Here is a 15,048-nt window from a genome sequence, read left to right as displayed (position 1 = left end):
TCAGCTAAGCCACAGCCCCGTGGGAGCAAAGCTTGCTCGCGATTGCTGGGCACGAGCCAGTACCGGTGTCGACTGACTTATCCACTCGCGAGCAAGCTTTGCTCCCACAAGCTTTGCATCGTTTTGACGATTGATTCATTCATCTGCCGACATCGCCAGACGGCTCAACCCAGTTGCTGTGCCAATACCGCAATATGCTCCGGCCCGATCCCGCAGCAACCGCCCAAATGGCTGGCCCCGCGCTTGCGCCAGTCCGCCGCCCATTGCAGATAACCCGGTGGATCGAGGTCTTCGCGCAGCGGGTCCAACCCGTCGTTGGCGGTCGCTTCTTTGGGTTGCGGCGGAAAGGCGTTGGCGTAGGCGCCGATGTGGATCGCCACGCCCAGGCGCTCGAAGGTTTCACGGGCAGCGTCAATCGCCGCGCCGATCACTTCCGGTTGGCTGCAGTTGAACAACAGCACTTCGACGCCCAGTTCGGCCGCCACTGCCGCGGCGTCTGCCACCGGTTCGCCGGAGCGCAGGCGCGGCACTTCATCGGTGTCTTCGTCTTTCAGGGTGAACGACAGCCAGAACGGCTTGCCGTCCTTCGGCAACCCGGCGTGAATCGCCCGCGCTTCAACGGTCGAGCTTTGAGTCTCGGCCAGCCACAAATCGATGTGGGGGGCCAAGCCGTTTACCAGGGGCGCCAACAGTTCACTGGCGCGGGAAGCATCGAACAGATCCGGCCGATAGGAACCGAACAGCGGCGGCAACGACCCGGCCACGCGCACCGCTTTGCCTGAGGCCTGCACCGCCCGTTGCGCCAACTCGCCAGCCAATGCGGCCAGGGCCTGGCCTTCGGCGGCGAAACGCGCTTCGCCAATATGGAACGGCACCACCGCATAGCTGTTGCTGGTGATCACGTTGGCGCCGCTGGCGATGTAGGCCGCGTGCACGGCTTCAACCGCCTGGGGCGCTTCGCTCAAGGCCAGGGCCGACCACTCGGGCTGGCGGAACGGCGCGCCCCGGCGTTGCAGTTCGCGGCCCATGCCGCCATCGAGAATGACTGTCGTTGCTGCGCCCATATGCGATTCACTCATAAGCTTATGAAAAATACTCACTACCGGAGTTGTTCTTATAACTATTTAATACGCACCATTCAGAGAACTACAACTTATTTTTCTAACAGGGCCTTCACATGAAACGACAACCATTGCTGGCCCTGGGCCTGACGCTGCTGGCCGCCTCTTCGCAAGCGTTTGCCGGTGCCACGCTGGATCGCATCGAACAGAAAAAAGAACTGGTCGGCGTATTGATGGAAAGCTATCCGCCCTTCTCGTTCCTCAACGATCAGAACCAGCTCGACGGGTTCGACGTCGACGTGGCCAAGGCCGTGGCGCAGAAACTGGGGGTGAAGCTGCGCCTGGAGACGCCGTCCTGGGACGTGATCGCGGCCGGTCACTGGAGCGGGCGCTATGACATCTGCATCTGCTCCATGACGCCGAGCAAGGCCCGCGCCGAAGTGTTCGACTTCCCGGTGCAGTACTACGCTTCGCCCGCGGTGATCGTGGTCAACGCCAAGGACGACCGTATCCACGGCGCCAAGGACTTGAGTGGCAAGAAAGTCGGCCTCACCAGCGCCTCCAGCTACGAAAGCTACCTGAACAAGAACCTGGTGATCGAAGGCGCCGAGGATACCCAACTGAGCTATCCGTTCGAGGACGTGCAGATCGCCCCGTACGACACCGACAACGTGGCGTTCCAGGACCTGGGCCTGGGCGCCGGGGTGCGCCTGGACGCAGTGCTGACCAACCTGGTGACGGCACAGCCGCGCCTGACCGAAGACAAGCGCTTCAAGCTGGCCGGCGAGCCGCTCTATTCAGAACCGAACTCGGTGGCCATCGAAAAAGGCGACGCCCAATGGGACAGCAAGGTGCGTGAAGTCTTCGCCCAGTTGAAACAGGACGGCACCTTGAGCAAACTCTCGCAAAAATGGATCGGCGCCGACATCACCCAATGACTTCTTTTCCACCCCCTCAGCCACCGCCATCGGTGGCTGAGTCACGCCTGCAAAAAATCTTCGGTTTTCGCACCCGGCTGTACCTGACCTGGGCGGCCATGCTGGTGCTGTTCGCGAGCTTCTTCCTGAGCTTCGACCTGAAGTTCTCCATCATCCTCGACAAACTGCCGAACCTGTTGGGTGTGCACCTGGCGCCCAATGGCTTTTTGCAGGGTGCGGTGCTGACGTTGTTCCTGTGCCTGTGCTCGATCGTCGCCTCGTCATTGCTGGGCTTCATCACCGCCCTGGCGCGGCTGTCCAGCAGTGCGGTGGCGTTCGGCATCGCCAGTTTCTACGCGTCGTTCTTTCGCGGCACGCCCCTGCTGATCCAGATCCTGCTGATCTACCTGGGCCTGCCCCAACTGGGCGTAGTCCCGGGCGCCATCGCCGCCGGGATCATCGCCCTGTCGCTGAACTACGGCGCCTACCTGAGCGAAATCTTCCGCGCCGGCATCCTCGGCGTCCCCAACGGCCAACGCGAAGCCTCCCTCGCCCTGGGCCTGAGCGAAACCGTGATCTTCTGGCGCGTCACCCTGCCCCAGGCCATGCGCACCATCATCCCGCCGACCACCAACCAATTCATCTCGATGCTCAAGGATTCTTCGCTGATCTCGGTGATGGGGGTCTGGGAGGTGATGTTCCTGGCGCAGTCCTATGGTCGTTCCAGCTATCGCTACATCGAAATGCTCACCACGGCGGCGATCATTTACTGGTTGATGTCCATTGCGCTGGAGCTGATCCAGGCGCGGATGGAGCGGCATTATGGGAAGGCGTATCTGAATAACCGCTGAGCCGTTGCCAGCGTTGCCGGTATGACTCACTCACATGGCACGGTACAAAAACCTGTGGGAGAGAGCTTGCTCGCGATGACGTAGGCACAGCCAACATCATCGCAAGCTGCCTCACCGCCATCGCGAGCAAGCTCGCTCCCACAGGAGATACGCGTTCATTTCTAACCATGCACACCGAGCCTAGGCGAGGTGCCGAGTGGTGAGGCATTGCTCCGTCAAATGCCGGTCAAATAGAAAGGTCCGTACGGGCTGTAAGGCAAAGCTTCGAACCATGAAAGCCAACGAACCGCCACGCTGATCGCAGCACAAGCAGCCTACAGATTTCATCCGCCGAATCTTTCCCACGGCGAGAAAGTGGCTGGCATCGCCGCCCAGGGTGAAATTTTTAAAGTGCGACCTCCTTCATGAGAGGTCGCATTCGATGCCTACCCAACACCTGTTCCTGCCCCAACACCTCGCGCTGGCCATAGCCTTGGTACTTGGCTGTGCCGAGGTTTCGACAGCTCAGCCAGTTACCGGGGAAACCCGCCCCTTCGAAACAACCGCCGAGATGCAGGCTCGTCTCAAGGCGTTCGCGGATAAGCCGGATACAAATATCGATAGAGTCATCAAAGCCCGGGAAACGCCCCTGTCCAAGGACGACAGCAATGATCTGGTGGTTGTCAGCAGGCAAGGCGAACTCATCGGGCTCACCGACGGTGGCGGCGGTGCCAATGTCTTGCAACTGGAGATCGCCAAGGGCGGCGAGTTAGGCGAGATACGCAATATCCAGGATGTGTATTTGAAGCGAGGCGAATGGTCGAACGGCAAGGATTTCGACAGCCGCAGCCTGATTGATTCGAACGCCAAATTGATCAACACCGGCCGTATCGGTGGTGCGGTTCACGTTCTGGGTGAGTTCGCGAACCAGGGCTTCGTCGCCGGGCCGGTCTTCGTGGGGAAAAAGGCCAGGTTCAGCGGCAGCGGAACGGTCGACGCGCTGGACGTAGCGGGCTCGCTGGAAGTCGGCCCTGACATGGGTGCCCCTTCAGTGGTCAACGACCTCAGGTTTTCCAAGGGCGCGACGCTGGTCTATGGCATCGACGCAAAGAAAGGCAGCGCCACGATCAAGGTCGGCGGCACCGCCACCCTGGACAATGCCATCTTGAAAATCGCAGCCGTACCGGGCGAATACATCGACACGAGCAGACACATCGTGATCGACGCGGATACGGTCGAGGGGGAATTCGGGAAGATCGTCAATGACCTTGCGTACATGACGGCTACAGTGGACTACACCACAGGAAAACAGGTCGGCCTGACCTACACACGTAACAATGTCCCGCTCGAACAGACCGCGACCACTGATAGCGGCCAGGCACTTGCAGCCAGCATCCTGGCGCCAGCCCCAGAAACCGTCGCCACGGCAACAGCCCCACAACCGCCTGCCACCGAGCCGCCACCCCATCACGTCACACCCAAGCCCGCGGAGCCCGCAAAAATCGCCCGCGCCACGCCCACTCCCGCCAGCCAAGCGCAAACCACCCAACCGGGCCCCAAACCCAACGCCGCCATCAACGCCCTGCTCGGCAGCAACCGGGTCACCGCCGCCGATGCCCTCGACCAGTTGAGCGGATACGACACAGCTGACCTGGGCAACGCTACCCTGAGCAGTGTCGCGCCCATCAGCACCGGGATACTCGCGGCCATGGGCCAGAACACTTCGCAGAGCGCCCATGGCAATGGGCAGGTCTGGGTCCAGGCCATCGGCAACAGTGGCCGCATTGGTAAGCATCTGGACGACTACGCGCTAAAGCATTCGACAACCGGTTTGCTGCTGGGAACCGACTGGGCGATCAACCCGACTTGGCGCTTGGGGGTCATCGGCGCCAAGAGCGAGACCCGGCTGGACGGTCATCGATTCGATGGCCGGCTCGACAGTTGGCATGTCGGCGCCTATGCCTTGCGCCAGGATGGGCCGCTGGCGCTACGCCTGGGCGCGGTGTATGGCGATCACGACGGCAGCACCAAGCGCCACGTGGCTTTCAACGGTTTCAGCGATCGACTCAAAGGTCGTTACGACGCCAACACGCAGCAGGTCTTCGGGCAAGTCGGCTACAACCTGGACGTCGGGCATTTCGATATCGAGCCCTATGTCCAGTTGGGTTACCAGCGCTACCAACGCGATCGCTTCACGGAGAAAGGTGGCGACGCGGCGCTGCGGTTCGAGAGCCAGACCCAAGACCACTACACCAGCGAGCTGGGCCTGCACCTCGCCCGCCCCTTCGTTCTTGACCAGGGAGCGCGGTTGACGCCGCGCCTGAATGTCGGCTGGAAACACCTCTATGGCGACGTCCGAGGCAGTTCTCGGCAACGCCTGGTCGACGGCGGCAAGGCCTATACCGTCGAGGGCATCGAGCTGGACCGGGACAGCTTGCTCCTGGAAGCCGGCCTGGACCTGGCCGTTTCGCCACGACACACATTGGGGGTGAGCTACCAGGGCGAAACCGGCCAGGACAATCGCAACGGCGCGCTGATGGGGCAATGGCGGATGATGTTCTGACTCATTTTCGGCAGACACCACCCTCCCCTGTGGGAGCAAAGCTTGCTCCCACAGGCTCGCTCCCACAAAGGACTGCGGAAAATGGGCAAAAAAAAAGGGGAGCACATGCCCCCCCGAGGTTAAAACGTTGTATCGAGGCTGTTCAGTCAGCCTTCGATCTCGATCAGGATCTCGCCCGGGTTGACCCGGTCGCCCTTGGCCACATGAATGGCGGTGACCTTGCCGGCGATGGCCGCCTGCACTTCGGTTTCCATCTTCATGGCTTCGGTGATCAGCACCGCTTGGCCGGCCTTCACCACGTCGCCCTCCTTGACCAGGACATCGACGATGTTGCCCGGCATGGTGGTGCTGACATGGCCCGGCGCAGTGGCTTGCTTGCGCTTGCTGCTGCCGCCGCTGACAAACTCATTGAGCGGTTCGAACACGACCTCTTCCGGCATGCCATCGATGGACAGGTAGAAGTGACGCTTGCCTTCGGCCTTGACGCCCACACCGGTGATGTCGACGCGGTAGGTTTCCCCGTGAACGTCGATGACGAACTCGGTCGGCACACCTTCGCCGCCCGCGGAGCTGACGCTGCCCGCCTCGGGGATCGGCAGCAGCACTTCCGGGGTCAGGGTGCCGGCGTCGCGTTCTTCGAGGAACTTGCGACCGATGTCCGGGAACATGGCATAGGTCAGCACGTCCTCTTCGGACTTGGCCAGCGCACCGATTTCGCCACGCAGCTTGGTCATTTCCGGCTTGAGCAAATCGGCCGGACGCACGTCGATCACCTCTTCGCTGCCGATGGCCTGGCGACGCAGCTTTTCACTCACCGAACCCGGCGCCTTGCCGTAGCCGCCCTGCAGATAGAGCTTCACTTCGTTGGTGATGGTCTTGTAGCGCTCACCGGCCAACACGTTGAAGAACGCCTGGGTGCCGACGATCTGCGAGGTCGGGGTCACCAGCGGCGGGAAGCCGAGGTCTTCGCGCACCCGCGGGATCTCCGCCAGCACTTCGTTCATCCGGTTCAGTGCGCCCTGCTCTTTCAACTGGTTGGCGAGGTTGGAGATCATCCCGCCTGGTACCTGGTTGACCTGGACGCGGGTGTCCACGGCGGTGAACTCGCTTTCGAACTGGTGGTACTTCTTGCGCACGGCGTAGAAGTACAGGCCGATTTCCTGCAACAGCTCCAGGTCCAGACCCGTGTCGAATTCACTGCCTTTAAGGGCCGCGACCATCGATTCGGTGCCCGGATGGCTGGTGCCCCAGGCGAAGCTGGAGATCGCAGTGTCAATGTGATCGGCACCGTTTTCGATGGCCTTGAGCTGGCACATCGCGGCCAGGCCGGCGGTGTCGTGGGAGTGGATGAACACCGGCAACGATTGCTCGGCCTTCAGCGCTTTCACCAGTTCGCCAGTGGCATACGGGGTCAGCAGGCCGGCCATGTCCTTGATCGCCACCGAGTCGCAACCCATGGCTTCCATCTGCTTGGCCTGGGCCACGAACGCCTCGATGGTGTGCACCGGGCTGGTGGTGTAGGCGATGGTGCCCTGGGCGTGCTTGCCGGCGGCCTTCACCGCTTCGATGGCGACCCGCAGGTTACGCACGTCGTTCATCGCATCGAAAATACGGAACACGTCGATGCCGTTGACAGCGGCCTTGGCCACGAACGCCTTGACCACATCATCGCTGTAATGGCGGTAGCCCAGCAGGTTCTGGCCGCGCAGGAGCATCTGCAAGCGAGTGTTGGGCAGCGCCGCGCGCAGTTGGCGCAGGCGCTCCCACGGGTCTTCCTTGAGGAAGCGCACGCAGGCGTCGAATGTCGCGCCGCCCCAGACTTCCAGCGACCAATAGCCGACTTTGTCGAGCTTGTCGCAGATCGGCAGCATGTCTTCGGTGCGCATGCGGGTAGCGAGCAGCGATTGGTGGGCGTCGCGCAGGATTGTGTCGGTAACAAAGATCTTCTTGGACATGGTCATACTTTCCTTACAGGCCTGCGTGGGCGGCAATGGCGGCGGCGATGGCCAGGGCCAGCTCTTCGGGTTTGCGCTTGATCGAGTAGTTGGTCAGTTCAGGGTGGCTTTCAACGAAGCTGGTATTGAACTGGCCGCTGCGGAATTCCGGATTGCGCAGGATCTCCTGGTAATACGCGGCGGTGGTCTTGACCCCCTGCAGGCGCATGTCATCCAGGGCTCGCAGGCCACGGTCCATCGCTTCTTCCCAGGTCAACGCCCAGACCACCAGTTTCAGGCACATCGAATCGTAGAACGGCGGAATGGTGTAGCCGGTGTAGATCGCCGTGTCGGTGCGCACACCCGGGCCGCCAGGGGCGTAGTAGCGGGTGATCTTGCCGAAGCTGGGCAGGAAATTGTTTTTCGGGTCCTCGGCGTTGATCCGGAACTGCAACGCGAAACCCCGGTGCAGGATGTCTTCCTGCTTGACCGACAGTGGCAGCCCGGAAGCGATGCGGATCTGTTCGCGAACGATGTCGATACCGGTGATTTCTTCGGTGATGGTGTGTTCCACCTGCACCCGAGTGTTCATCTCCATGAAGTACACCTCGCCTTCGGCGAGCAGGAACTCCACGGTTCCGGCATTCTCGTAGCCCACGGCCTTGGCCGCGCGCACCGACAGGTCGCCGATGTAGGCGCGCTGCTCGGGGGTCAGCTGCGGGCTCGGGGCGATTTCGATCAGCTTCTGGTTGCGGCGTTGGATCGAGCAATCACGCTCGAACAGGTGCACCACGTTGCCGAAACTGTCCCCCAGGATCTGCGCTTCGATGTGCTTGGGGTTGACGATGCATTTTTCCAGGAACACTTCCGCCGAACCGAATGCCTTGGTGGCTTCGGAGATGACCCGGGGGAAGGCCTGTTCCAGTTCTTCCCGACTGTTGCAGCGACGGATGCCGCGACCGCCGCCGCCAGACGTGGCCTTGAGCATCACCGGGTAACCGATCCGATCACCTTCGGTCAGCGCTTCTTCAATGCCCGATACGTTGCCTTCGGTGCCTGGCGTGACCGGCACACCGGCCTTGATCATGCTGCGGCGCGCTTCGGTCTTGTCGCCCATGCGGCGAATGACTTCCGCCGACGGGCCAATGAATTTGATGCCGCGTTCAGCGCAGATGTCCGCCAGTTCGGCGTTTTCCGAAAGGAAACCGTAACCGGGGTGCAAGGCATCGCAGCCGGTTTCCACCGCCAGGTTCACCAGTTTGCGCGGGTTGAGGTAGCCGGCCAGCGGATCGGCGCCGATGCTGTGGGCCTCGTCCGCACGCTTGACATGCAACGCATGACGGTCCGCGTCGGAGTAGACCGCGACCGAGCGAATGCCCATCTCGGCGCAAGCGCGCACGATGCGGACGGCAATCTCACCACGGTTGGCGATCAGGATCTTTGTTATCAATTGGAGGTTCCCTTGAGCCGGTGATACCACGGCCTGAGGTCCAGGCCGACGCGTGACCAGATGTAACAATTGGTCGCAGCTCCACACTAGTCCTGGCTGTGGATTAACAAAAATGAATAATTATTGGGTCATGCATAAGCAAAGACTTATAGTTGCGTTACCCGCCCCACCCCAGAGTGCTTAGAAAATGCGTAAGTCATTGATGCGTATGACATTGCGTCAATTGCAGATTTTCAACGAGGTGTGCGACCTGAGGTCTTACAGCCGTGCAGCCGACGAAATGTCTCTCACACAACCGGCCGTTAGCCTACAGATTCGCTCCCTGGAAGAGCTGATTGGCCAGCCGCTGTTCGAGTATGTCGGCAAGAAACTCTACATGACCGAAGCCGCCGAAGCCCTGCAACGTGCCAGCCGAGACATCTTCGGGCGCCTGGAAAACCTCGATATGCAGCTCTCGGACATGCAGGGGTCGCTGCAAGGCCAATTGAAGCTGGCGGTGGAGTCCAGCGCCAAGTACTTCGTCCCGCATCTGTTCGCCGCGTTCAAGCGCCAGCATCCGGAGGTCAATCTGAACCTCACGGTGGTCAACCGGGGCCAGGTCATCCGCCGCCTCTCGGACAACCGTGACGACCTGGTGATCATGTCCATGGTGCCCCAGGACATGGGCCTGGAGTTCCTGCCCTTCCTCAACAATCCGATCGTCGCCGTGGCGCCACCCGATCATCCGCTGAGCCACCTGGGTCCGCTGCGCTTGCAGGACCTGGAGCCCTACACGCTGCTGTTGCGCGAACCGGGGTCCGGCACACGACTGGCCTGCGAGGAATACTTCAAGGAGAAACGGGTGCACTTCACCCAGACGCTGGAAGTGGCGTCGGCGGAGGCCCAGCGCGAATGCGTGGTGGCCGGGCTGGGCGTGGCGCTGTTGACGCGCCACGCCGTGAGCCGGGAGCTGTCGTCCGGCGCACTCATCGAGCTGCCGGTGGAGGAATTGCCGCTGTACCGCAGTTGGTGCCTGGTGCAGGCCAGGGCCAAGCGCCTGTCACCGGTGGCCCACGCCTTCCTGGCGTTCGTGCGCGGCGAGCGCGCTCAGATCATTGGCCTGGTTGAGCGTTTCGACGGGAAACCGCCGACGATGCCTGCCAGTAATTGAACTCTGCCGCGTCAGGAAATTCGCTGATCTCGGCCAGGAGCTGGCGCTGCTCATAGCGGTCTTCGATGGCGCGACGGAACGCCATGCGGCGCTGATCTTCCTGCTGACGACGGGTTTTGACGGCGCTGCGTTCTTCGTAGGACTGGGTCATGTCGAGACTCCCAAGACGTATACGGGAGTTTCACGATGAAGGCGCGCGATGACCGTTTGGCGGCGCGGGGGTTACAGAACGATGAATTCGGGCGGATGACACCCTGTGGCGAGGGAGCTTGCTCCCGCTCGGCTGCGCAGCAGTCGCACCTGCCAATGCGGCGTGTCTGGATAATCGTTTGGGGGTCGCTTCGCAACCCAGCGGGAGCAAGCTCCCTCGCCACAGAAGCCCCAAGTTTCAAGACCGGGGCTCAGTCGTCCAGCGCCTTCACCGACTTGGGCGACAGCCGCAGGCTGCGAAGGCTGCGCTTCACGCTCTTGAGGTGGTTGACCAGGCTCGGGCCACGGGCCATGGCGACGCCCATTGCCAAGACGTCGATCACCACCAGGTGGGCGATGCGCGAGGTCAGCGGCGTATAGATCTCGGTGTCTTCATGCACGTCGATGGCCAGGTTCACCGTGGACAGCTCCGCCAGTGGCGTCTGGCTCGGGCACAAGGTGATCAGCGAGGCACCGCTTTCACGCACCAGGTTCGCGGTGATCAGCAGATCCTTGGAACGCCCCGACTGGGAAATACAGATCGCCACATCGGTGGGTTTCAACGTCACCGCCGACATGGCTTGCATGTGCGGGTCGGAATAGGCTGCCGCCGTGAGCAGCAACCGGAAGAACTTGTGCTGGGCATCGGCCGCCACCGCGCCCGAAGCGCCGAAACCATAGAATTCGACACGCTGGGCCTGGGACATGGCCGTGACGGCTTTTTGCAACGCCACCGGGTCAAGCTTCTCGCGAACCTCCATCAGCGTATGCAGGGTGGTGTCGAAGATTTTCAGGCTGTAGTCCGCCACCGAGTCATCTTCATGGATCGCAAACTGACCGAAGCTCGCCCCGGCGGCCAGGCTTTGCGCCAGCTTGAGTTTCAGGTCCTGGAAACCCGAGCAACCGATGGCCCGGCAGAAGCGCACGATGGTCGGTTCGCTGATGCCGACGCTGTGGGCAAGATCGGCCATGGAGCTATGCATCACGGCCGCGGGATCAAGCAGTACGTGATCGGCGACTTTCAGCTCCGACTTGCGCAGCAAGTGGCGTGACTGGGCGATGTGTTGCAACAGGTTCAAGGGGCTGGACTCTTGTTATGGGCAAATGCCGGGATGTAGCAAGCTTGTAGTTATACTACAAGAATTGGCGCTTTGCCCGTCCAAAACGTAACTGGATTGCCGCGCCGCCCCTTTGTTTTGGCCGAGGATCGCCAGATGTAGCAGCCTGGACCGTAGCGCCAACCCTCTGCGCTGCCGATCGGTTGATCCCCAGACGCGACCTGAGCCTCTGGCTGGGGGAAAACCATCTATTCAATCACTGACTACTTCCCCAACAACATACTCCGGCCGTCATCGATAATATGACCCACGAAAAATCTGACAACTCACTCAACAACTAACTTCTTCTTACAATCCCAATCGCAATTTCCCAGACACTATCAAGTCAAAGTCGATATATTGGCTCCCGCAGGACGCAATCAACTAACTACAGGAGTTACTATCATGAAAATCACAACTAAAGATTGGACCGCACAAATCGATCGCATGCCAGGTGCCGCGTCGTTCCGTACCTTTGGCACTGTAACCGTACCCCACACCGGCATTACGCCAACGCTGGTACGAAGCCCAATGCAGGACAAGTCCTTTGATCTGCGACTGGAATTGAAACTTGAATCTTCCACTGAAGTTTCGCTGCCGGTCATAACCGACAAAGTCGTCGAATACAAAGTACCCGGCGAGTCTCATGTCACCGGCGTGAGCATTTTTTTCGAAGGGCAGTTGCTGCATCACATTGATGACGTACTCGTGACCAACTAAGCGCATGTTAATAACTTCCCGCCAGACACTAAAAGCGTCTGGCGGGAAGTTCCAATCGAGGATCTGACTCATTCAGTCAAGTGTTGCATCCGCAACAACCCGGCCAGCCCATCAGCTTCCACTGGCCGACTGATCAGATACCCCTGCACCTCATCGCAACGCTCGTTCCTGAGGAAATCGAGCTGCTCCTGCCGCTCGACGCCTTCGGCCACTACCTTGAGCGACAGCCCATGGGCCATTGCGATGATTGCCCGGGTAATGGCGGTATCCACGCTGCCCTCGCCCAGCCCGCGAATGAATGCCTGGTCGATCTTCACGTAGTCCACCGGGATACGTTTGAGGTAGCTCAGGGATGAGTAGCCGGTGCCAAAATCGTCGATCGCCAGTTTGACCCCAAGATCACGCAATTGCTGGAATGTGGCGATGATGTGTTCGACGCTGTCGAGCAACTGGCTCTCGGTCAACTCCAGCTCCAGGTACTGGGGCGCCAGACCGGTTTCTTCCAGCACTTGTCGCACCAGGCTGACCAGCTTGCCCTGGCGCAATTGATGCACCGACAGATTGACCGACACCCTGATCGGCTCGAGCCCCTGGCGCTGCCATTCGCACGCCTGCCAACAGGCCTGGCGCAACACGAACTCGCCAATCGGCCCGATCAACCCGGTCTCTTCGGCCAGGCCGATGAAATCCCCCGGCGGAACCCGCCCCATGGCCGGATGATCCCAGCGCACCAGCGCCTCGGCGGCGTTCAGGCGACCGGTCGCCAGGCACAGTTTCGGCTGATAAAAGACCGTCAGTTGTTGCTCTTCCAAGGCCTTGCGCAGTTGGTTTTCCAGTTGCAGGCGCTCCAGCGTGCTGGCCTGGAGGCTCTCGGTGTAGAACTGGAAGTTGTTGCCCCCCAAATGCTTGGCGTGCTGCATGGCCATGTTCGCCTGGCTGACCAGCGTGGCAATTTCCCGCGTGTTGTCAGGCAACAAGCTGATGCCGATGGAAGCACTGAGCACCAGCTCATGGCCCTCGATGGTCAGCGGCACGCGCAGCTTGGAAGCCAATCGGGTCGCCACCCGCGCCAGGCTTGAAAGGTTGCCGTAGGCATCGAACAACACCGCAAACTCATCGCCGGATAACCGGGCGATGGTATCCGCCTCGGGCAGTGCATTGATCAGGCGCCGCGCCATTTTCTGCAACAACTGGTCGGCGATGTCATGGCCGAGGCTGTCGTTGAGCAATTTGAAACGGTCCAGGTTGATATGCAGCAACGCCAGGCTGCGCCGTCCACCCTGGCGCACCCGCTGATGCGCTTCGTTCAGGCGTTCGCGAAACAGCGAACGATTCGCCAACCCAGTCAATTCGTCGTAATGGGTCAGGTAGCGCATCCGCTCTTCGGATTCGCGCCGTGCCGAAAGATCGGCGAAGAAGCCCACGATATGGCTGACATTTCCCCGAGCATCGCGCACGACGTTCAGTTGCAGCCACTGCGGATACAGCTCGCCGTTGGCCCGCGCCTCCACCAACTCACCCTGCCAGGTGCCGTGCTGCTTGAGCGATTGGCGAATGACGGGGTAGTGCCGGCGCGCATCGCGGCTGCACGGCAGGTCGACCACGTTGCGCCCAAGCATGTCCTCGATATTGAAACCGGTGACCCGCGTGAACGCCTGATTGGCGGCGAGCAGCAGGTAGTTGGGGTCGAAAATCACAATGCCTTCGCTGGCGGCCTCGAACACCGTGGCCGCCAGCTGGCGTTGCTGCTCGAGTTCCTTGCTGGCGCTGATGTCGCGCCGGGTGCCGACCATGCGCAGCACCCGTCCGCTCGCGCTCCGCTCCACGGCCCGGCCGCGGTCTTCGATCCAGACCCAGTGACCATCGCCATGACGCACACGGTATTCGATCTGGTAATCCTCGCTGCGACCCTTGAGGTGTTCGACCAGGGCCCGCTTGAGCGCCGGCACGTCCTGGGGGTGCAGGCGCGGGGTGAGGTGGCTGAGCATCGCCGTGACGTATTCGGGCTCCAGGCCGAACAACTCCTTGAGCTGGGTGTGATGGACTTCGTCAGTCTGCAGGTTCCAGTCCCACAACCCCAGCTCACTGGCCTTGAGGGCCAGGGCCAGGCGCGCCTCGCTCTTGCTCAGGGCCTGGCTGGCGACCTCCAGTTCAAGGCTGCGTTGCGCGACCCGCGCCTCCAGGCCAACCTGGGCCGCCCGCAGTTTCTCCTCGGCCGAGCGACGTTGCTCGACCTCCCGGGCCAGTGCCTCGTTGAGCAACGCACTGCGGGTTTGGGTTTGCTGCAGATGCTCGATCAGGGCCTGGTTCTGGAAGCGGCGCAGCATGCCACTCTGGATCAAGCGATTGACTTGCCAGGCCACTACGCTCAGGGAAACCAGCACGATCAGCCCCAGCCAGCCCCACCCATGTTGCTGCTCATCGCCGCCCCAGAAGAGATAACCGATGGCCGGTAACAGGCAGGGCAAGGTGAAGGACAGGAACGCTGGAAGGCTCACGGCATAGGCCACACTGGCCGACAGCACCGCCGCGCCAATCAGGCCGAACACCCAGGCCTGCTGCTGGAAGCTGTCGGCCGGGACCAGCGCGATGCCCGCCCCGGCCAGCGTCAGGCCGGTCATCGCCGAGCCCAGCAAAAACATGCGCAACCAGATCGGATGCGCCTGGCGGCTTGGCATCGCCGAATCGAAAGCTGCCACTTGGATCACCCGCAGCGCCACCAGCGACAACAACCAGACGAGCCAGACGCTGACCAGGAAATAGCGCCGCGGCTCCCATAACAGCGCGGCGCAGACCAGGCCATTGAGCAGCATGAACAGCGTAGGCAGCAGTGAGCCTTGATACAACAGACGTGTTCGCTCGACCGCCATCTCCGTGGCGTACTGCTTGCAGATGACCCGCGGTTCCACACAGGGGCCCGCCGGATCGGAATTGAGGGTCATTGGCACTGTTCTTGTTCTTATTCAGTCAAGCGTGGAGAACCCGAAACGAGCACCGAGCATACACAAGCCATGGGCCATCCCACACTGCCCCAGCTCATAAAAACCAGGAAAAAAGTCGCTATTTCATTGGGTGGCGCCACTCCCGAGCGAGTCCCGCCAACGCCTGTAGCCTGTGACCCGCCGGTCATCACCAAG

11 protein-coding genes are annotated in these 15,048 nt (G+C 61.2%); 5 read left to right on the top strand and 6 right to left on the bottom strand.

Annotated elements, in window-relative coordinates; translation table 11 throughout:
- Positions 1-164 precede the first annotated feature (164 nt).
- Entirely contained in the window at positions 165-1,064 is a 900-nt protein-coding gene (locus J4E53_RS03600) for a homocysteine S-methyltransferase family protein (protein WP_060739976.1), read from the bottom strand.
- A 113-nt stretch (positions 1,065-1,177) separates the two neighbouring features.
- On the opposite strand from J4E53_RS03600, the gene J4E53_RS03595 reads away from it, so the two are divergent.
- The 3 genes from J4E53_RS03595 (at position 1,178) to J4E53_RS03585 (ending at position 5,371) form a co-directional block, all read left to right on the top strand.
- Positions 1,178-1,999, top strand: a complete 822-nt coding sequence (locus J4E53_RS03595; protein ID WP_060739975.1) for an ABC transporter substrate-binding protein — start codon at positions 1,178-1,180, stop codon at positions 1,997-1,999.
- Complete coding sequence (locus tag J4E53_RS03590) at positions 1,996-2,829, top strand: amino acid ABC transporter permease (protein ID WP_060739974.1); 834 nt, start codon at positions 1,996-1,998, stop codon at positions 2,827-2,829. The genes J4E53_RS03595 and J4E53_RS03590 overlap by 4 nt, the downstream gene beginning before the upstream one ends.
- A gap of 421 nt (positions 2,830-3,250) precedes the next feature.
- The gene (locus J4E53_RS03585; RefSeq protein ID WP_103307963.1) at positions 3,251-5,371 is read left to right on the top strand and encodes an autotransporter domain-containing protein; all 2,121 of its coding nucleotides are present in this window, start codon (positions 3,251-3,253) and stop codon (positions 5,369-5,371) included.
- 146 nt (positions 5,372-5,517) lie between these two features.
- On the opposite strand, the gene oadA is transcribed toward J4E53_RS03585, so the two are convergent.
- Entirely contained in the window at positions 5,518-7,326 is a 1,809-nt protein-coding gene (gene oadA, locus J4E53_RS03580; protein ID WP_060739972.1) for a sodium-extruding oxaloacetate decarboxylase subunit alpha, read from the bottom strand.
- Positions 7,327-7,339: 13 nt separating this feature from the next.
- Complete coding sequence (locus J4E53_RS03575) at positions 7,340-8,755, bottom strand: acetyl-CoA carboxylase biotin carboxylase subunit (protein ID WP_025216234.1); 1,416 nt, start codon at positions 8,753-8,755, stop codon at positions 7,340-7,342.
- 187 nt (positions 8,756-8,942) lie between these two features.
- Here J4E53_RS03575 and J4E53_RS03570 point away from each other — a divergent pair, with 187 nt between their 5' ends.
- On the top strand, positions 8,943-9,905 hold the full coding sequence (locus tag J4E53_RS03570; protein WP_060739971.1) for a LysR family transcriptional regulator: 963 nt from the start codon (positions 8,943-8,945) through the stop codon (positions 9,903-9,905).
- Here J4E53_RS03570 and J4E53_RS03565 read toward each other — a convergent pair.
- Together J4E53_RS03565 and hexR are read right to left on the bottom strand one after the other, a co-directional pair.
- A complete protein-coding gene (locus J4E53_RS03565; protein ID WP_060739970.1) occupies positions 9,847-10,056 on the bottom strand; it encodes a PA3496 family putative envelope integrity protein in 210 nt (69 codons plus the stop codon). The two genes, J4E53_RS03570 and J4E53_RS03565, sit on opposite strands and share 59 nt — an antisense overlap.
- Positions 10,057-10,306: 250 nt before the next feature.
- Entirely contained in the window at positions 10,307-11,173 is an 867-nt protein-coding gene (hexR, locus tag J4E53_RS03560; protein ID WP_003187110.1) for a transcriptional regulator HexR, read from the bottom strand.
- Between the two features lie 423 nt (positions 11,174-11,596).
- Here hexR and J4E53_RS03555 point away from each other — a divergent pair, with 423 nt between their 5' ends.
- Positions 11,597-11,911 carry a hypothetical protein gene (locus tag J4E53_RS03555; protein ID WP_060739969.1) on the top strand — a complete coding sequence of 105 codons (315 nt, stop codon included), beginning with the start codon at positions 11,597-11,599 and terminating at the stop codon, positions 11,909-11,911.
- Between the two features lie 68 nt (positions 11,912-11,979).
- Here J4E53_RS03555 and J4E53_RS03550 read toward each other — a convergent pair whose 3' ends face one another.
- Positions 11,980-14,853 carry a bifunctional diguanylate cyclase/phosphodiesterase gene (locus J4E53_RS03550; RefSeq protein WP_060739968.1) on the bottom strand — a complete coding sequence of 958 codons (2,874 nt, stop codon included), beginning with the start codon at positions 14,851-14,853 and terminating at the stop codon, positions 11,980-11,982.
- Positions 14,854-15,048: the final 195 nt, after the last annotated feature.

The organism is Pseudomonas sp. FW305-28 (assembly GCF_017351395.1).
Classification (GTDB): Bacteria; Pseudomonadota; Gammaproteobacteria; order Pseudomonadales; family Pseudomonadaceae; genus Aquipseudomonas; species Aquipseudomonas fluorescens_AA.
The sequence above is the reverse complement of the archived record's forward strand: the minus strand, read 5'-3'. Positions and strand labels throughout refer to the sequence as shown.